We start from the raw sequence: 20,784 nt of genomic DNA on the forward strand, positions 1-20,784 counted from the left end.
AAAACACATAAAATTACGTTTACGTAAACGTCAATAGGGGTGGTAAATTTCTTGTTGCCATATCCTTTTTATGTGTTAGGTTTATGTTGTTATTGTTAACCGAATACAATAAATGGTTGGAGAACCACATCTATGAAACAACATGTAAAGACCTTTAATTTATCCTATATGGCCTCGCTAATTGGTGCTGCTTTTTGCGCTAATTCATATGCTTACAATTGTGAATCACTAGCACAATGGTCACAAGGCACAGCATATAGCGGAGGTGAACAAGTACAAAAAGCACAACATGCCTATGAAGCAAAGTGGTGGACTCAAGCAGATCCCGCTACTAACTCTGGACCTTGGGATGACTGGAAAAAATTGGGACAATGTGACAGCGTTGTCACCAACAAGCCACCTCAAGTTCAATCATTACAACCAATTGACGGCGCTTCTTTTTCAGAAAATGACAGCGTTGCCATTTCGGTTGACGCAACAGACGCTGATGGTTCGGTTAGTCAAGTCGAGTTCTTTGTTGACGGTACCTCCGTAGGCATTGATACAACAGCAGTAGGTAACAACTACTCTGTTGATTGGTTGGCAACTGCAGGTAACCATACAATTTCTGTTGTTGCTACAGATAATGAACAAGCACGCTCTTCATCATTAATCAGCAATATCATCGTAAACTCAACGAGTAACCAACTACCGACCGCAAATCTTAGTCTTGAAGGTGGGATAACTGATGTCACTGTAAATCAACCAGTCATCATTACTTTGGATGGCTCAGATCCTGATGGTACAGTACAAAAATTAACGTTGCTTGTAGACGGTCAAGTCGTCTCTGAGAGTACTTCAGCACCGGCACAATACACTTGGCTACCGGCGCAACTCGGCAGCGCGCAACTTAAACTAGTCGTAGAAGATAACAGCGGTGCAACAGCACAAAGTACATTAACTGTGAATGTTGTTGAAGTTCCTCCAGTTAGTAATAACTGTGTTCCAGCAGGGCTGTACGAAACTCCAAATGCTTCGCCAAATTACTGCAAAATCTATGATGAAAATGGCAGAGAGAAAATGGGTGCCGATCATCCAAGGCGAGTCATTGGTTACTTTACAAGCTGGAGAACAGGTAAAAACGGTCAACCAAGTTATTTGGTTAATGACATACCGTGGGACAAGATCACGCATATTAATTACGCATTTGCACATGTAGATGCTAACAACAAAGTTTCAATAGGCAACCCAAATTCCGCTGAAAACCCAGCAACCAATATGACATGGCCGGGAGTTGCAGGTGCAGAAATGGATCCAACTTTGCCCTATACCGGTCATTTTAACTTACTTAACAAATTTAAAAAGCAGCATCCAGACGTAAAAACGTTGATTTCAGTTGGTGGTTGGGCTGAAACTGGAGGCTACTTTGACGAAACAGGCAAAAGAGTCGCGAGTGGTGGTTTCTACACCATGACAACCAATGCTGATGGTAGTGTGAACCACGCTGGAATTGATGCTTTTGTTGCAAGCTCTATCGATTTTATACGTAAATATGGCTTCGATGGTGTAGATATTGACTATGAGTACCCATCTTCGATGAACGATTCGGGTCACCCAGATGACTTTGCCATATCAAACCCCCGACGCGCAGCATTGAACCGCTCTTACCAAGTATTGATGAAGAAATTACGTGAGGCACTAGACCAAGCAGGTCAGCAAGATAATACCCATTACTTGCTCACTATCGCGTCTCCTTCCTCTGGATATTTGTTGCGTGGTATGGAGACCTTCCAAGTCACCAAATACTTAGATTATGTGAATATCATGTCTTATGATCTACACGGTGCATGGAACCAACATGTTGGCCACAATGCTTCATTATTTGATACTGGTGAAGACTCTGAATTAAAACAATGGAATGTTTATGGCACGAAAGAGTTTGAAGGTATTGGCTACCTGAATACTGATTGGGCTGTTAAATATTTCAGAGGATCAGTTTCTGCTGGGCGAATTAATATAGGTATTCCTTATTACACTCGCGGGTTTAGAGATGTGACTGGCGGTACCAATGGCTTATGGGGTCAAGCTGCATTACCAAACCAAGCGGATTGCCCTCCTGGAACTGGTAGTGGCGACAAGAATAAATGTGGTAATGGTGCAGTTGGTATAGACAACTTATGGCATGATAAAAATGACGTTGGTTTAGAGGTACCAGCGGGTTCGAACCCATTATGGCATGTTAAAAACTTACAAAATGGAGTACTGGGTAGCTACCTTTCAGATTACGGTTTAGACCCTATCAATAACCCAGCGCACCAAATTACAGGCAGTTATACACGCCACTATGATGCGGTTGCAGTTGCACCTTGGCTTTGGAACTCAACTAAAAACGTATTCTTGTCCATCGAAGATGAAGAATCCATAGCTGCAAAAGTTGATTATGTCATCAACCAAGAACTGGGCGGGATCATGTTTTGGGAGCTTGCCGGTGACTTTGACTATGACACCAGCAAAAATGAATATTTTATGGGTTCATCGCTTACCAGCTTGGCGTACAACAAGTTTAACCAAAGTGGTACACCTTATTCGGTCAAACAGGGTAACAAAACGTTTGTTAAACCAGCTTCTGCTGTCAACGTGTCTTTTGAAGCAAAAGACTTCCCAGCAGGTGATGCAAACTACCCAATTGCTCCAACCTTCGCATTTACCAATAACTCAGGGATTGACTTAACCGGTGCAAAGATTTCCTTCGATGTACCTGTTGCAACATCAGCTATCTTCAAATCGAACTGGAATGCCCAAGAAAAACTCAAGATGGCGGTGGATGTAAATGGCTCTAACGCTGCTGGCAACAACATAGGTGGTTTTGAAAATGAATTCCATCGTTTTTCTATCACGTTAGTCAATGAGTGGGGGAGCACACCTAAGTCATTTGGCCCTGGAGAGACGGTGAACGCCCAAGTTATGTACTATATGCCGATTTCAGGTCCTGTTAATTTTGTCGTTGAGAAAGATGGTAAACGATACGCCTTTGCCAGTGAATACAAAGATCTTCCAATAGCAAAGCCAGGAGATGGTTCAACGGATCCGGTGACTTCATGTAAAGGAACCCCTGTAGACCAAATTGTCACCTATCCTACTTTTCCTAAAGGCACCCATGCGGCTCAGGGCGACCTTATTAAAGATGGTAACGCAGTATACGAAGCCAAGTGGTGGAGTAATAAACAACCTTCAACGAGCAGTGATTATACCAAAGTTTGTAACTTATAAATAATGGATGGGGAGGACAGGCTCCCCACTTATTAGAAGGAAATTTAACATGAATAAATTCCAATCTAAGTTTGCATTTATAATTGTTGGCACCGTTTCAACGCTACTGTCCAACAACGCGGTATCTCATGGCTATATGGATTTTCCAAAGGCCAGACAAGCAATATGCCAGTCTCAAGGTGGTTACTGGTGGCCTGATGACGGCTCCAACATACCCAACCTAGCATGTAGGGCAGCTTTTCTAGAGTCAGGACACTTCCAGTTTGTACAAGAGCATGAGTTTTCAGCAAATACCGCTGATTATAACAACCTTGAAGCCGTTAAGACTGTAGTTCCAGATGGTACATTGTGTTCAGCCGGAGACACAAATAAAAAGGGAATGAGTGTTGTGTCGCCCCATTGGCAGAGAACTACGATTGAGCCAAATGCTCAAAACACAGTGGCCATTAGCTTTAGAGCAACCACACCACATAATCCCAGCTTCTGGCAGATTTTCTTAACTAAGCCCAGTTACGACGGAAATACAATGCCACTCAAATGGAGTGATTTAGAGCTCATCAATGAGTTCGACAATATCGACTTTGTTGTAGATCCAGAAGGCAAACGCTTTTACAAAATGGAAATTAATATTCCCGCAGGTCGTGAAGGAGAAGCAGTGTTGTACACCCGCTGGCAACGTAATGATGCCGGTGGCGAAGGATTTTATAACTGCTCAGATATTACCATCAAGTCCACAGGCGCTCCTGCGGATTGGGTTAGTAGTGGTTACTATTTAAAACAAGGACAAAATGCTAACGTTGGCGACAGTATCTGGTTTAGAACATTTGACCAAGCCGGTAACGAGCTAGTAAGCCATCAACTTTCCATCAATTCAACGAATGTCTCGCGCTGGCAAACTGAGCTTGCCTCATACTTAAATAGTAACTTTAGTAACCAACTAAAAATTGGTGTTATGCAGCAAGATGGCGCGATTGTTTTTGACGAAACAACATTGTTGGCCAATCAAGTATTTTTACCAAACGCACAATTTACAAGTAACCTGAGTATTGTAAAGGGGGATACCAATACACCTCCAACGATTAACCCGATAGCAAATATCGTGATTAACGAAAACACGCAGGCAACCGTTCACGCTCATGTTTTCGATGATCAAAACGATCCGTTGAGTTTTACTTGGTCAATTCCTTCACCTTTAACTTATACAGGAGATGGCGACACGATAGTTGTCACCGCCCCAGCCGTTAACACCGACCAGTCAATTGAAGGTTCACTTACAGTCTCGGATGGTAAAGCCAGTACCGCAGCGAGTTTTACTGTCACCATCAAGAATGTAAACGCAGGTGAATACCCACAATGGCAAGCAACTCAAACCTATGTTGCAGGGGACAAAGTAACTTATCAACAACAGAGCTATGAAGCGAAATGGTGGAATCGTAATGAGAAGCCAGGCAGCTCCGCCGTTTGGAAACCAATTTAATTAACCCACACTGGGTACAACATGTAACTACAAAAAGGTTGAAAATATGAAACTTAATAAAATAACTACATATATAGGACTGGCGTTATTAAGTGGGGGAGCACTAGCTGCACCATCTACGCCATCACTTGATTGGAAGCCGCAACAATACTCTTTTGTTGAAGTAAATGTTGATGGCAACGGCTCATACAAGCAGCTAGTTAAAGCCAAAGATGTGGTTAATATTAACATCAAATGGAATGCTTGGAGTGGCGCTGGTGGAGATAACTATAAAGTTTATTTTGACAATATGTTAGTCAATCAAGGAACTTTAACACCGGGAACCAAAAGTGGGGTTGTCGAATTTCCTTATACAAAATCAGGCAGACACCAACTTTATCTAGAGCTATGTGAAGGTACGGTATGTGCCAGAAGTGCAGGCAAAGAAATCGTTATCGCCGACACAGACGGTGCACATTTGGACCCACTACCAATGAATGTTGATCCGAACAACAGAAATAACGGAACAATTCCCGGACGTGTTACCGGCGCCTACTTTGTAGAGTGGGGGATCTACGGTCGCAACTACGATGTAACTCAAATCCCAGCCCACAATCTGTCACACATTTTATACGGTTTTATTCCAATTTGTGGACCGAATGAATCGTTGAAATCTATTGAAAACGGCAACAGTTGGCGTGCACTACAAACTGCCTGTGCGGATTCACAAGACTATGAAGTTGTTATCCATGATCCATGGGCAGCCGTACAGAAATCGATGCCAGGTGTAGACGCGAAAGATCCTATTCGTGGTGTATATTCTCAATTAATGGCGTTGAAGCAGCGTTACCCTGAATTAAAAATCTTACCTTCAATTGGAGGGTGGACACTTTCAGATCCATTCCATGGTTTTACAACTAAAGCAAACCGCGACACCTTTGTCGCTTCTGTTAAGCAGTTCTTGAAAACATGGAAGTTCTATGACGGCGTAGATATAGACTGGGAGTTCCCTGGTGGCGACGGCCCAAATCCAGATCTTGGCGATCCAGTTAACGATGGTCCGGCTTATGTAGCACTTATGCAAGAGCTACGAGCAATGTTAGATCAGTTGGAAGCAGAAACAGGCAGAAAATATGAACTCACTTCCGCTATCGGAGCGGGTTACGATAAAATTGAGGACGTAGATTACCAAGCAGCGCAGCAGTATATGGACTACATTTTTGCCATGACCTACGATTTCCATGGGGCGTGGAATAATGATACTGGGCACCAAACTGGGATTTATTGCGGTTCCCATCTAAGCACTGATGAATGTAATGGTACAGGTGTTGATGGCAATGGTAATCCTAGGAAAGGTCCAGCATACACTGGTGACCATGCAATACAATTGTTGCTGCAACAAGGAGTACAACCGTCAAAACTGGTTATGGGCGTAGCGATGTATGGCCGTGGCTGGGAAGGTGTAAGTGATGCTAACACGACTATTTCAGGAAATCCGATGACAGCACCTGGTAATGGTCCATTAAAAGGTTCAACCAGTGAGGGGGTATGGGAACCTGGGATAATGGATTATAAAGCGATAGCGGCTAACGCTGTAGGTCAAAGTGGTAATGGTGTTAATGGCTTCGAAGTAGGCTACGACGAACAGGCTCAAGCCGCTTACGTCTGGAACAGAAGCAATGGTAAACTGATCACTTATGATAGCCCAAGAAGTGTCATCGCCAAGGGTCAATATGCAAATACTCACCAACTTGCTGGTTTGTTCGGCTGGGAAATTGACGCTGACAATGGCGACATATTAAATGCGATGTACGATGGTCTTACCGCTGGTGATATTCCAAACCGCGCGCCCACTATTGGCCTTTCAGGTCCAATTAACGTAACAGCGGGGCAATCGGTGAATGTAAGTGCGCTAGCAGCTGATGCTGACAATGATCCGTTAACATACTCATGGAATGCTCCCGCAGCATTAGTCTTGTCTGCAACAAACACGGCGTCAGTCTCTATCACTGCTCCATCAGTAACTCAGCAAACTAGCTATGATTTGTCATTAACAGTAAACGATGGCACTGTTAGCACCAGTAAGACGGTCACTGTAGTTGTCAATCCTGAGGGGGCAAATGAGGCTCCAACAGTTACGCCAATCGCAAATGTGACGATCAATGAAGGTGATTCGACTACAATTACAGTCAACGCTACTGATCCAGAGGGCGCTGCGTTGAGCTATGATTGGTCAGTACCAGCCGAGTTAAGCGTTGTTAGTAATAATAATACGGCAACCCTTACCGCTTCTAGTGTTTCTGCTGATACTACGGTGACGGTAACTGTTACAGTCTCTGACGGTGTCAACAGTGTGAGTTCAAGCTTTGATGTAACAGTGAAAGACACAGCAGCACAATATCCTGCATGGGATAGTTCAGCCGTATATGTTGGCGGAGATCGCGTTAGCCATAACGGCGCTCAGTTTGAAGCCAAATGGTGGACTCGTGGAGAAGAGCCTGGAACCGCTGGCGTTTGGAAACGCCTGTAAACTGATTAACTTTAACTTAAACCCTAAATGAGCTTGTTTGCACAAGCTCATTTTATTGTTCACTTACACATTACTCTGCCCAATATTACCGATTTATCACTTTATTTTTTTCGTGAGTCTTTCATAATAACGATATGAGCTTCACAAACGAGTAACGCCTCCTGCTAGTAATTTTTCGTTCCACCGTATTTATATGTTGCCTGATGATGTTCACGACTCACTCGCAGGCTTGCGCCAACCGGCCTGTGTATAAAGTTGGAATAGGCTCACAGTGGCCACCTTTTGTCATGTATAATCCAACACCATACGGTATTGATATTGAAGTAACAAAGTCAGTTTTTGCTAACGCAAACCTCTGTATCGAATTTATTCAACTTCCTTCATCAGCAAGAGGGATCACCGAGCTAGAAAAAGGACTAATAGATATTCTTCCTTCAGCTAGCTTTAGCGTTGAGCGAGCAAAAGTTGCTTATTTTTCGGCACCTTATAGAAGAGAGAGAATGAGGCTATTCTCAAATAGAGAAATCGACCCAAACAGTAGTCTAATAGAGCTTTTTTCGTCCGGGCATACGTTTACATCAAATCCTGGGGCTTATTATGGTGAAGAGCTAAAACAAATAAAAAAAATAGAATGGTATGACAAAAGGTTATTTGAAATTTCAAGCCTAGAGCGCAGAGTAGAAATGGTTGCAAAGGGTCGTGTTGATTTTCTGATAGAAGATGAAGACGCTGGATATTATTATATTAACCAGCTTGGCTATCACAGCCTCGTATTACATCCCTATGTTGTCAATGACAATGCGATACATTTTATGCTTGGTCGACATGCCTTTAACCGCTCTGAAATTGATAGGATCAACACAGCGATTAAAAGCCTAAGCGAGACGATAAGCGACATTTCAAAAAAATACAGAAAAGACTCGGAATGAATCAAAACCAGATTTTCACAACGCTGCAACAGACATTTGGCCATTCGACATTACGTCATGGCCAAGCAGAAGTTATAGACCTTATACTAAAAGAACAAAGCACCATTGCTATTTTTGCAACTGGAGCAGGAAAATCATTGTGTTACCAGCTCCCCGCAGTCTTAAAATCGGGTATGTGTGTTGTCGTATCGCCACTACTTGCGTTAATGCATGAGCAGCGAGATTATCTATTAAGGATAGGAGTAAAATCCGCTTGCTTGGATAGTACTCAAACTCGTGCCGAAGCAACCCAGGTTGAAAATGAGATCATCAATAACACTCTGAAAGTACTCTTTATTTCAGTAGAAAGATTAAACAGTCAAAAAGCTCGTTCATTGCTAAGCCGAGCTCACATTTCTTTTTTAGTCGTCGATGAGGCACACTGTATCTCTGAATGGGGACACAACTTTCGTCCTGATTACCTTAAAATTGCCAAGTATCGTGAAGAGCTTGGGATCAAGCAAGTGTTATTGCTTACTGCCACTGCAACCAGCAAAGTCGCCAATGATATGGCATGTAAGTTTAATATTCAGCAGCAGTCGATTGTTCGTACCGGCTTCTATAGAAAGAACTTACATCTGAGTGCGGTGTATATAAGAGAAAAGCAAAAAGATGAATACTTACTTGCGTTTCTTAAAAGGGCAAAAGGAGCCGGGATCGTATATGTAACGCAACAAAAGCAAGCAGAAGAAGTTGCTAAAATGATTGTTGCATGTGGCTTTAAAGCAGCAGCATTTCATGCTTCGCTTAAAGCTGAAGATAAAGCACAGACCCAAGCGAACTTTCTGACTGAACCAGATTTAATTGTTGTCGCCACAATTGCTTTTGGTATGGGAGTCGATAAACCGGATGTTAGATGGGTACTACATTATGATATGCCAAAGTCTATCGAGGGTTATAGCCAGGAAGTCGGCAGAGCGGGTAGGGACTCAAAGCAGGCGTACTGTGTTGCGCTAATAAATAACGAGAAAATATCGACACTTGAGAACTTTGTCCATGCAAGCGCGTTGGAGTATGCGTCTCTCAAACACCTCTTTACTGAATTATTTTCAGCGCCAGATCAAGACTATCATTTAAATGAGTATGACCTTGCAAACAAAACGAATATAAACCAATTGGTCTTAAAAACCTTGTTAGTACAATTAGAGCTACAAGGCTTATTACAAATTAACTATAGCTACTTCGCAGAGCTACACATTGCGTTTACCCAAACGAAAGAGAAGTTACTTGCTCACTTTTCTGAACAGCGGCAAGTTTTCTTGGATAAGCTATTGAGCTGCTTTGAATTTAAGAAAAAGTGGGGAGTATTACCGTTAGCTGCATTGGAAAATAATGGGATCTCCTTGTCAAAAGCGCAAGATGCTATTGACTATTTATCGAACCGACAGCTGATCGAGGTGAAAACATCAAAGTATACTTCTGTCTACTCTAAAACGAGTGAATCAATCGACATCGATAAATTAACAGATGAGTTTTATCAACAAGCACAAATTAAAGCGCAAGGTGAACAAGCCAGACTTAAACATTTACTCCAATTTTTTCAACTAACTACCTGCTATCATTACGCTTTGGCAAGCTATTTTGGAGATAGCATGGCTCCGAAACATTGCGGGCATTGTAGCGCATGCGAAGGAAAAGCCATGTTAATGCAGGTGGAGGAAGAACCTGCCATCGATATTGAGTTGATCCGAGAAACGTTGAGAAATGCGTCGCAATTTGCCACACAGAACAGTGTCGACTTTTCAACTCATTTAAAAACACTATTTTTACTTGGCTTAAGTTGCCCGTATTTTACGAGGTTTAAGTTTAGACAATTAACTGGGTTCGGGATCTTGAAAGACGTAAAATACGATAAAGTGGCAGCCATCATTACAGAACGAAAGCTATAAATGAAAAGCGATATTATAAAATTAGCCAACATTGCAAATAAACCCACTAAGAGAATTTTAGGCCTGATGAGTGGGACTTCTCTTGACGGACTTGACATCGCATTATGTAAAATTACGCATCATGGAAAACGGACGAAGCTTGAAGTAGAAAAATTCAAAACCGTTGCCTATAGCCAATCACAAAAGGCGTTATTGAGCCAACACGCATCAGTCCCAAAAGTCGATCTGCGTTCTCTTTGCCAGTTACATACTTGGCTTGGAAGGTTATATGCAGATATGATTAGTGAGACACTACAGTTATGGCAAGAGGAGCATCAGTCCATAGATCTGATCGCAAGTCACGGACAAACTATATATCATTGTCCGGGTCAACCGTTTTATACCGCTTCAAATTTACATAGCACCTTGCAGATTGTAGATGCCGATGTCATTGCCACAAAAACAGGTATAATTACTATTTCTGATTTCCGACAAAAACATATCGCCAATGAACTAGAAGGAGCGCCTCTGGTACAGTATGGTGATCATTTACTCTACTCAGATAAAAAAGTCGATCGCATTTTATTAAATATCGGCGGTATATCTAATCTAACTTATTTACCAAAAGCTARGGCGATAAGCGATACCATTAGTAGCGATGTAGGCCCAGGAAACACGTTAATTGATCAATATTGTCAACACACTCTTGGTATTGCCTATGACGAAAATGGCAAGGTAGCATCACGTGGAAATGTTAACGATAAACTGCTAATCAAATTAAGCCAACATGCTTTTTTTGATTTGCCACTGCCAAAGTCTACGGGACAAGAGCTATTTAACCGCGCGTATATACAAAGTGCGCTGAGTGAATGTGATCTTTGCCATGAGGATATCATAGCGACTCTTACTGAATTTACCGCTCGTACTATTGCAGAGGCAATAAACCAGCTCACAACAGAACACACTGAACTTTATGTCAGTGGAGGCGGGGTGCATAATGCGTTTTTGATGCAGCGCCTTGGTGGACTTCTCAAAGCCACAATAGAGATTAAAGACTTTGCTAACTTAAATATTGAGCCAGATGCCAAAGAGGCTGCTTTATTTGCATTGCTTGCAAATGAAACGCTATCAGGAGATAAGGAAGCGTTACCCTTTTCAATGGGGAAAATATCTTTACCCAGTTAAACTAGCTTAATGTGTTGCCAGCGCGCTTTACAAATATGCTCGACAAGTTTTAAGCTTGTGCTTTGGTTAGTTTGTTATTAAAAAACAGACAATACTGCACTCATCGCAGCATTAAACAGCCGTTTAGCGCCATTGACTTCATCGCCGTTTACGCCAATTTCAGGATGGCTTGGCGCAGACAAGGCTTCGGCTAGCGTGATAGTAAACTCAGCAGTATTCTTCAAATAATCATGCAATCCAACTAAGTTGATTTGCATAGCATACCTATCGGCATCTAGCGGCTGTTGGATTTTAACGTCTACTATTTTGGTGAGATAAATGTCAGCGTCAACAATTAATACTGATTCAGATTTAGCAACACGCTCACCAAATTTGGTCAAGATCACTTCAACCTTATCACCAATGCGCGCATCTTTGGGAAGCTCGATTGTCAACGACAGTCCATTATCATCAGGTCGCAAAACTGGATTCTCGTAGGGCTGAACAGATCGATATTTTCCTCTTATCGAACTTTCAATTTGTGCCACATTAAAGCTAAAAATACCAAGGTTGCTACTCATTTATTTGCTTCTTCATTAATAAAGACGGAAGTAATTTTCTCAAAATATGATGACAGAATTATGACTTTATACCGTTTTCGTCAATGACATGATTAGCTTTAAGCTATTTAAAGGTTTTGCCCAATCGATATCAACGGTAATAAAAATAATTGAAACATGTGATGATGTGTTAAAAGACATAAAGCTCGATAATTCGAGCCTTATGTCACAGGGTGGCAGGTTGCTATTAACGCACTGCCAACATAATAAGTCCCGGAAAAACAAAGAATGAACCTAGCACATAAGCAAGTGCTGCCGGTTTGTTACGAGATCCAACATCAGCGATCTTTTCGGCTAGTTGCAGTGGTATCTCGCGTAATAACGGCATGCCGTAAATAAGCGTTACCGCAAAAACGTTAAACATTACGTGTACAAGTGCGATGGTAAGGGCAACTTCTGCTGCAGCACCTGTTATCGAGGTCGCTGCCAAAAGTGCGGTAATAGTAGTGCCAATATTTGCGCCTAATGTGAATGGGTAGATTTGACGGGTCGTAAACACACCACTTCCAGCAAGTGGGATCATAAGGCTAGTTGTTGTTGAAGAAGACTGAACCATAACGGTCACCACTGCACCAGAGCCAATTCCCACCAAAGGCCCACGACCGATAGCGCTATGTAACAATTCTTTAGCTTTACCTACTAGCGCTTTTTTCAGTAGTTTGCCTAAGTAAGTAACGGCGAACAAAATCATCATTATACCGATCACCACCATAGAAACCCCAGCGGCAGTAGAATCTAAAAAGCTTACGGCATCTTTGACCACATTAACCGCTGGCTTAACTAATGGTTTGATAAAGTTATAGCTCTTTAAAGATAAATCAGCATCGCCTACAAAAACATGTGCAAGACTAGACGCAAACTTTTCTAAGATACCAAACATAATTTCTAACGGCAGGAAAATCACAACGGCCAGTAGATTGAAAAAATCATGAACCGTAGAAGCTGCAAAAGCACGTTTAAACTCTTCTTTGCTGCGAATGTGACCTATTGAGACTAACGTATTGGTGATAGTGGTACCAATATTCGCGCCCATTACCATTGGAATGGCGATACTAATAGGTAATCCACCTGCTACTAATCCAACAATGACAGAGGTCACTGTTGATGAGGATTGAACCAAAGCAGTTGCTAATGCACCAAGTAACAAAGCCACTACGGGATTCGTTGCAAATGCAAATATTTCCTTAGCACCTTCGCTACCACCAGAGGCAAGTTTAAAACCGCCACTTACAGTACCTACTGCAACTAAGACTAAGTAAACAAGTAGAATGATAGACAGCCAGTTAAAAAGTTTTGCTGAAGCTGAAGTCTGAGATTGATTAACCATAGTTTCGCTCTTAGAGTAATACGTGTTCTTTCGTTACACTTTTATTTCAGTGGCGCATTAGAACATTCAATTGTTACAGTTATATTTCAGTTTTATGTAACTCAGATTATCTGACTATTTTGCGACCATGTTTCACAAATCTCAGTAAACAGGAGTCTGTAATTGTTTGTTTTTAATACGTATATTTGATGCTTTTTATTTACAATCTTTTACTTACACACGTTTTATCCATATTTGCTTCATTATTTCAACGTAGCATTGTGAAACAAACATTGTGTATTACTTTATTATGTCCAAACTGCTTACATTAATTTTATTGCTCGTTTCGACACTGGCTAGCGCTAGTATCTCGGCTCCTAATGAGCAAAACGGGCGTAATACACAAGTTGAGGTCCAATTTAGCGAGATGACCCCCGCACAGTTAAGTCAACAGCTAAATGTAAGCCAACAGGAAGCGTTGATAATCATCAGCCAGCTTTCTAAATATCAACCGTCATTAACAGAGCAGCCATACCAATGGGCTATAATTGATGCAAGCGCACTCGAAACTGGTTACAAACACTATCTTTCTTTCGGATTTGCAAGACTGCCCTGGTTAAGTATTTCCTACATCAATGAGACTCAGGTATCACCTATCGCTCAATATACCCTTGACGCTGAGTTTTCAACCAGAGCAATATCGACTCCCCAGATATACCAGCCATTGACACAACAAGAGCCGGGTAGCGGACACTTCATCGTTCGCTACCAAACTTTTGCAAATGCCGCAGCAGATCTTAAATTACTCGACGATAGAACGTTACAAAGTAGTATGCTTAGTAGTACCGTAATCAATGCAACGCTTAGTGGTATTATTGCCGCTGTTTTTGTCATCGTATTAGTAAACTTTTACTTCAATGCAAATGCCGCAAATGCTTATTACTGCGTTTGGACGTTATTATTTCTTTTAATAGTACTGGATATGTCAGGGTTCACTTTTCAGTATTTCTGGCCATCTTATGGCATATTTGCGTCACTATTTTCAGCAGGGTTGATGACTCTAGTTCCTGTCTTCCACCTCTTGTTTATCCGTGAGTTTTTACAACTCGGTCGATTCAACCCCACACTAAATCACTTTTATAAGGCATTTTTGCTGGGCTACTTGTTATTAATCCCAGTAGCAATCATATCGAAGTCTGTATTTTATAATTTGATTCTGAGTCTAAGTATCATCCCGCTGTTTATCTTTACCGCTTTTTGGTCGTTTCAGCAACGTGCACCTGGGTCGATTACCTTTGCTTTAAGCCTTTTGAACCATGTTGTTTTTGTTAATATCATCGCCATAGGGGGCACGATGTTTTCAGGCTTTATCAATGTCTATCACATTTCCAGTGCGATTAAGTTAGGCTACTTGATAGAGGTTATCCTATTTACTTTTGCTCTAGCCCAACAAAATAAGTCGGCACAAAACAACTTACTCTCGACATTACAAACGCAAGTAAATGCGTTGGCAAATACGGTAAAAACTGAAAAGCAATCTAATCAACGAAATAAACAAGAACTACAAGAAAAGGAACAACAACTATTTACGGATCTGTCTCATGAACTACGCACCCCTCTGACCGTGATGAAAGTACAAGTTGAATCGTTACAATACAATATTGTCGAGAATGTACAGGAAAGTTACAGTAAGTTGATGGATAAAATCGATGAGCTGAATCAGTTCATCAATCAACTTATGCTTGTTACAGATAACGAGAAACTTGCAACTATGCTAAACCTTAGGGACTTTACTATCTGTAAGCTAGTGCATAACGTCCATACTGAAGCTGCAAGTTTATTTGCAAGTAACACCGGACAACTGGAGGTAAACTATCAGATTTCAGGAGCAGAGAAAGTAACAATAGATCTAGATGCTATCACAAATTGTATACTCGAAATTTTAGGTAATGCAAAAAAACATGGCGGTGAAAATGTAGCCGTCAAAATGAGCTTTTTTTGTTTGGATAATAACTTAATCATCCGCATTGAAGACTCAGGCACACCACTTTCATATGAAGCACACCAGAAACTGTTTGATCCCTTATATAAATCTCAGTCTTCGCGAACAAATTCGGGGAAATCAAAAGGCATGGGTCTTGCGATGTGTAAAAAAGTGTTAGAGGCCCATAGCGGGGAAATAGAGTCTTTCAATAGCTTGTTGGGCGGCCTCAACATCGAGATCAGAATACCGTTAAAATCAGAGCCAGCGTTTGCATAGTACGCTAAATAGCACAAAGCCTCTTCAGACAAAAGCAATCCTAAAAAACTCAGCTAAACTTGTTTCTTCTGTGACTTGTGATTTTTACTTGGAGACAAACGCAGCCAAAAAAAGATTTCAAGTAATAGTCCAATCACAACAAAAATAAACAGACCCGACTTATTTCCATAACTGTATGATGCTATAGCACCTACAACTACACCAAACAGAATTAACGTCCGAACTAACAAGTGCATCGTATTTCCTTAACTTATGCCGTACAACTTATGGTCGCTATATATCACCACAATATTGATAAAGAGTAAATAAAGCATTGTCTACAACGGACGTTGCTTTAATCATTTTTGAATTAATATCGACCTTCCTATAAAATGTGCTGTTTGCTTGCCTCTTGCAAGAGCCGCTTAATTAATAGGGGTTAAGGGCAGGTTAGCATTACAATACGATTGTACATAATGATTTAAAGGGGCTTTCACTATGGGCTTTTGGCAAGAAAAAACACTTGAAGAAATGACAACTGAAGAGTGGGAATCAATCTGTGATGGTTGTGGTAAATGCTGCTTACATTCATTTATTGATAGTGATGAGGAAGATGATTCGGAATTTGAAAGCACCGACTTCTTGCGCGAAGGTGAAGAGTTACTTTACACCGATATTGTTTGTCAATATAACGACGCTACAACATGTGGGTGCAGTCGCTACAGTGAACGCCAAATCTTAGTGCCGTCATGTGTACAATTAACTAAAGAAAATCTAAAAGATATATTCTTTATGCCAACGAGTTGTAGCTACAGGCGACTGTACGAAGGCAGAGGTCTCGCTAGTTGGCATCCGCTCAAACATAAAGGTTCCAAACAAGCCATGATAGATGCGGGGATAAGCATATTTGGAAGAGCAATATCAGAATTAGAAGTAGATTTAGAGTCAGATTTTGAGTCCCATATTGTTGACTGGCCTACAAAAGACGTCAACTAAACACTAGACGACAATTGATACACGCTGCGTTTGCAACAAGTGAACGCACAAAATACATATTTTCACGTCCGTTATCGCTTAGCACCATTAAATGTAGTAGTGCTTACAGTGTCAAAAAACAGATCTAGACTTCGCCTCAAAGGCGACTTTGAACTTTCAGATGGTAATCACGATATGGCTATCTTGCTGAGGTTAGTACATATTACACATACTTTTTACTTCATTTTCTCAGCTTGACTGTTAGTTCAGGTGGGTGTCATTGATTTTTTAATTCAATATAGGTAGTTTTTTCTGTTCTAATGCTGTAACCACGCATACGCATTTCTTCCTGAAGACCTTTCAGAAATGGGCTTTTTCGATTCATGATAACTCCTCACCTCACGCCGCTGTATATATACAGCATTATCTGAAGTTCTCGGATATCAAGGGAACTATTGAAAAAATTTTTGCGCGTTTACGCATCAATAAATTAAAAATATTATTGTCTATCAGAAGGTTGTGTATCTACGATTTGAGATAATAAGTTTGGGAAACGCGCATGCGCACTTTTCCAGATGGTATATTTAGCAGAATGCTGATAAGTTCTTTGCATACTGATAGTTAACTGTGCGCGTTTTCACTGGTCCAACGAGGTAAACGCGCATGCGCACGAATAAAATGTTAGATGCTTTGGCATCAATATTAGGAATAGAGACGAATGTATTGGCTTAGATTTCTGCCGTATTTGAGTTTGAGTGTGGCGACAGCTGTGTGCTTTCTTGCTGCTGAGTTTGTGAAAAGTGAGGATTTACGCTCTGTCTTAACTTCAGTTGCATCCAATGGTGTATTTTTCTTTGTAGCCTACCTTTTTTATGACGTCATACGTCAGCAGATATTTAGAAAAGAGCAGAGTTATATTCACGAACATATAAAACGTCAATTGGCAGGCTGTATTTTTAACTATCTATATTTCATTAAAAAAGTCATATATGGGTACAACCTTGAGACAAATACTCTCGACAATATCTTAGGGATAGCAAAACTCGAACAACGTGAATTAAAAAATCATGTAGCAAATCAAAGCTACTTGGGGTTTCAGATATTCAAGCTTACAAATGAAGTACGCAATTTGTTTGATGAAATTGGTGGTGATGCTGTGTTTCTCAAGTTCTCATCGCATTTAGATTCAGTTAATCTGCTGAAAATATCCAACAATTTGCAATCATTGGAGCGTATTTATCGTGATCCCCGTAATTTTACGTTGTGTGCTGAAAAGGGCATTGAGTTTAAGGTTGTCGATGGTAGAACATTTAACCCTGATAATGACGACAAGCTATTACTCATAAAAGCGACTGCACATGAGTCTCGCTTTGTTGTTTATGATAGCGGGTACTTTGAACAGTCAGACCATGAATTTCTATTAAATCGTTACGTTTTAAAAACCGAAGCAGCTGAGAAAGTTTCCAACTTAATGGAAGCAAGTTTAACTCTTATGAAGCCTTGGCTACCTAATATTGACTCTGTTCATGGTACCGAGAGAAAGTTTCGTATTATCAAAGGTTTCTTCAGCGAGAAAACGAACATAGCAAATAGTAGTAGTGATCTGCATGTCGCTGATATCATTGAAGCTCAAAAACGCATATAACAAAGCATTTAAGAGTGATTCGCAACGCTTGGCGGTTTCGCTTCGCTCAAGTATAGCCAAGCGCTGCTCACACCTTAATGCGGCGTTAGGTGCTAAAAGGAAAAATTATGAAATCATGGAATGAATTAACTAATCTACAACGCGTAGTTATCGGTATCGCAATGGTTGTRGCAGCGGCAGTTTTGCCAGAGATAGCCTTCTTAGTCCAATTAGGCGGTGTGGAAATCGCATTTGCTCTCGTTTTTGCTAGCCTAGCTCCCATCATTTCTTGGTTCTCAACAAAATACCAAGCAATTAAAGAATGTTTACAAACTTCAGTAGTAGCTTTTAGGCATAGTGCATCTGCTAAACCTTCCGTCTTCTTCGTTCAGGCTTCTTTTTGTGCCGTCGCACTTCTATTTACAAGTTCGGGCTTTTTGGCTTTTTACTTTTTTATGCCTAGTATGCTGCTAAATAGGGTCTTGGCGTGAGCGCACCTAACAACCCAATCAACTCACTCACTTCGTTCGCTGGGACGCATACACGCGGGGCGGCTTCGCCATTATGCCCCACATGTCTGCGCCCGTTATTGAAAAGTTAGGTGTCTATGTTAGATCTGCACAATAAAGTTCTCTTAGTGTCTCTTAAACATATAGACGAAGAAGAAAATATAAAATTCGACACTTTCTTTGGTGTGGTTAATACATTCAATGACAATACTGTTGTTGTCGATAGAGTTGGAGGCGGTCAAGTTGACCTGCCATATGCTGATGATCATTTTGAGCCTGCAACTGATGAATGGTACGAACTAAAAAATGGTGACTGGTCAGATGAAGTTGATTTCATTGTCCAGTTGGACGTGTTCGAAAATGATCTTGCTTACGAAAAGTATGGCGCTAAGAACGCCTAACAAGTCAATGAAATGGACGCAAAACGCTTGGCTTGCGCTCATACTTCGCTAATTGTAGCCAAGCATTTTTACGCCCATTATTGAGGCGTTATGTGTTAGTCATACGCTGAACTAAATGTATTAGAATCAGAAAATATTCATAGTTTGATGCCAACAGAAAGAAAATAAGAATCCAAACCCAAATTTTAAGTTTAAACAGTCTTCGATGTGCTGAACTTTGGAATTTTTCAAAACTACTTTTGTCCTTTGCGAGAGTCGATTCTTGTTGCGCTATCGTGAGTTCTAAAGTTGAAATTTTGTGGTGCAATCGTTTATTTTCTTCACTTGATATTTGACAGCCCTTTTTTAACCTTACTATCTGTTGTTCACTTGGCCTAATTTTTGACTCTAGATCTTCAATTAATAATTGATTCTGATCATTTACCTTTATTAAATCTTTCATTTTAGATTTGAGAATCTTATGTATAGCTTCGTGTTTTTGCGTACTGATTGGGTCAATGATCAGATCTGTACACACGCTTTCTTGTAACCAGCCCTCAAGTCTCTCTTTGTGCTTGCTACGCTCAGTTATAGAGTCAACACGGTTATTATCTCGCTCTGGAGGATATTTCCTAGAATCAGTAATCGAGAACTCAAATATTGGGATATTACAAAGCTCAAATTCTAACTTTTTGTCATCTTCACACTTATGTGTGTTGGTAACTTCGATTACTAATTTACCACCCCATCTTTCGTACTCATCGGGATATTGATCTTTGTCGAATACACATAAAATATCAGGATAAAAGACCTTACCATTAGGTAACTCCAACTTTGGTTCTCGATATACCTGCGTAAACTTAAAATTGAAAGTCTGACCTCTGGTAATAATGGTCATTTCTTTCATTGATGAAAGAACATCTACAGCCACTTCATGAGAGTAGGTTTCATCATACGAACGATCCCCTGTGGTTGTACCGCTTTTTGCAAATGCAAAGTGTGGGCTTTTCCCATTTCGAGGTATCAATTCGACCCTCTTGTTTAGGTTCGGGTTCCGTGTCATATACTTTCTGTGTTTGTACACTGGATCCCTATATCGCATAGAGTTATCACGAATATCTAGAGCTTCATGTATATTTACACTTAGATGGTTATTGTGATCGACTAGATAAGTATTTGTTCTGGTGTCGAGAACATAAGCTGTTGTCTTCATTAATTGACCTGTCTATTTATACAGTATTATCTTGCCGTACATTTTGTGTTTATTCAACAACCAATGTAGTGTTTTGTGTATAAAAATCACACATAACAAAGCGTGGCATTTTTAGTTTAATTTAGCTTTAGTGTTTATGGCATAATAGGTTAGCTGCCGTGGTTGCGTTGTTCACCACTTAACGCGGCGTTATAAGGCTATGGAATGATTCGGTATCTGATTTCAATCATCTTTATCTCTACTTTTGTCAATGCAACCGAGTAGGTTTGTGAGGGTGATGTGAAGGCTGTAGAGCGACAATTCAGAACTGTTAAAGATATGATAATTGTATTGGAACAACCTGATGTGCATATGGATCATGTTTATCCTGTACGTTTTATGAAAGAACCAAATAAGTGGGATTTAATATCTAAATAGGTTCAGGTTCCAAAGCATTTAAACCAGACACCCACCACTAATTTGCACCTTGATGAGATACCGCCTAAGCTTTAGTTCTGCACTCAATGGATTGAGGAAACCAAACGATGGCGACTGCCCGGAAAAGACAAATCAGTTTAACCGACACCAAATATTATCACTGTATCTCCCGTTGCGTCAGGCGCGCATTTCTCTGTGGCGAAGATAAATTTACCGGAAAATCATACGAGCACCGCCGGGACTGGGTTGAAGAAAAGCTATTGATG

General features: G+C 40.7%; 14 protein-coding genes and 1 pseudogene. 12 read left to right on the plus strand and 3 right to left on the minus strand.

The window, feature by feature from the left end; genetic code table 11:
- Positions 1–132: 132 nt before the first annotated feature.
- The 6 genes from EAG18_RS04945 (at position 133) to EAG18_RS04970 (ending at position 11,256) form a co-directional block, all read left to right on the plus strand.
- On the plus strand, positions 133–3,249 hold the full coding sequence (locus tag EAG18_RS04945; protein ID WP_125251291.1) for a glycosyl hydrolase family 18 protein: 3,117 nt from the start codon (positions 133–135) through the stop codon (positions 3,247–3,249).
- A 49-nt stretch (positions 3,250–3,298) separates the two neighbouring features.
- On the plus strand, positions 3,299–4,726 hold the full coding sequence (locus EAG18_RS04950; protein WP_125251292.1) for a lytic polysaccharide monooxygenase: 1,428 nt from the start codon (positions 3,299–3,301) through the stop codon (positions 4,724–4,726).
- Between the two features lie 46 nt (positions 4,727–4,772).
- Positions 4,773–7,235: a glycosyl hydrolase family 18 protein gene (locus tag EAG18_RS04955; protein WP_125251293.1), complete on the plus strand. Its 2,463-nt coding sequence runs from the start codon at positions 4,773–4,775 to the stop codon at positions 7,233–7,235.
- Between the two features lie 203 nt (positions 7,236–7,438).
- Positions 7,439–8,164, plus strand: a complete 726-nt coding sequence (locus tag EAG18_RS04960; protein ID WP_125251294.1) for a transporter substrate-binding domain-containing protein — start codon at positions 7,439–7,441, stop codon at positions 8,162–8,164.
- Entirely contained in the window at positions 8,161–10,092 is a 1,932-nt protein-coding gene (locus EAG18_RS04965) for a RecQ family ATP-dependent DNA helicase (RefSeq protein WP_125251295.1), read from the plus strand. The genes EAG18_RS04960 and EAG18_RS04965 overlap by 4 nt, the downstream gene beginning before the upstream one ends.
- Positions 10,093–11,256 carry an anhydro-N-acetylmuramic acid kinase gene (locus tag EAG18_RS04970; RefSeq protein WP_125251296.1) on the plus strand — a complete coding sequence of 388 codons (1,164 nt, stop codon included), beginning with the start codon at positions 10,093–10,095 and terminating at the stop codon, positions 11,254–11,256.
- Between the two features lie 77 nt (positions 11,257–11,333).
- Here EAG18_RS04970 and EAG18_RS04975 read toward each other — a convergent pair whose 3' ends face one another.
- Positions 11,334–11,816, minus strand: a complete 483-nt coding sequence (locus EAG18_RS04975) for a hypothetical protein (protein WP_125251297.1) — start codon at positions 11,814–11,816, stop codon at positions 11,334–11,336.
- Positions 11,817–12,042: 226 nt separating this feature from the next.
- Positions 12,043–13,182: a Na/Pi symporter gene (locus EAG18_RS04980; RefSeq protein WP_125251298.1), complete on the minus strand. Its 1,140-nt coding sequence runs from the start codon at positions 13,180–13,182 to the stop codon at positions 12,043–12,045.
- A gap of 289 nt (positions 13,183–13,471) precedes the next feature.
- Between EAG18_RS04980 and EAG18_RS04985 the strand changes: the two genes are divergently transcribed.
- From EAG18_RS04985 to EAG18_RS05010, 5 genes are all read left to right on the plus strand, one after another.
- Positions 13,472–15,421, plus strand: coding sequence for a sensor histidine kinase (locus EAG18_RS04985; RefSeq protein ID WP_185745555.1), 1,950 nt, complete (start codon positions 13,472–13,474; stop codon positions 15,419–15,421).
- A gap of 477 nt (positions 15,422–15,898) precedes the next feature.
- The gene (locus tag EAG18_RS04995; RefSeq protein ID WP_125251301.1) at positions 15,899–16,396 is read left to right on the plus strand and encodes a YcgN family cysteine cluster protein; all 498 of its coding nucleotides are present in this window, start codon (positions 15,899–15,901) and stop codon (positions 16,394–16,396) included.
- Positions 16,397–17,093: 697 nt separating this feature from the next.
- Positions 17,094–18,020 (plus strand): hypothetical protein, encoded by a 927-nt coding sequence (locus EAG18_RS05000; RefSeq protein WP_125251302.1) that lies wholly within the window; start codon positions 17,094–17,096, stop codon positions 18,018–18,020.
- 107 nt (positions 18,021–18,127) lie between these two features.
- Positions 18,128–18,490, plus strand: coding sequence for a hypothetical protein (locus EAG18_RS05005; protein WP_125251303.1), 363 nt, complete (start codon positions 18,128–18,130; stop codon positions 18,488–18,490).
- A gap of 116 nt (positions 18,491–18,606) precedes the next feature.
- Entirely contained in the window at positions 18,607–18,909 is a 303-nt protein-coding gene (locus EAG18_RS05010) for a hypothetical protein (RefSeq protein WP_125251304.1), read from the plus strand.
- 88 nt (positions 18,910–18,997) lie between these two features.
- On the opposite strand, the gene EAG18_RS05015 is transcribed toward EAG18_RS05010, so the two are convergent.
- On the minus strand, positions 18,998–19,915 hold the full coding sequence (locus EAG18_RS05015) for a hypothetical protein (protein WP_125251305.1): 918 nt from the start codon (positions 19,913–19,915) through the stop codon (positions 18,998–19,000).
- A 710-nt stretch (positions 19,916–20,625) separates the two neighbouring features.
- Here EAG18_RS05015 and EAG18_RS05020 point away from each other — a divergent pair.
- A pseudogene (locus tag EAG18_RS05020) lies at positions 20,626–20,784 on the plus strand (transposase); the annotation flags it as partial.

The organism is Pseudoalteromonas sp. J010, assembly GCF_003934235.1.
GTDB classification, from domain to species: Bacteria; Pseudomonadota; Gammaproteobacteria; order Enterobacterales; family Alteromonadaceae; genus Pseudoalteromonas; species Pseudoalteromonas peptidolytica.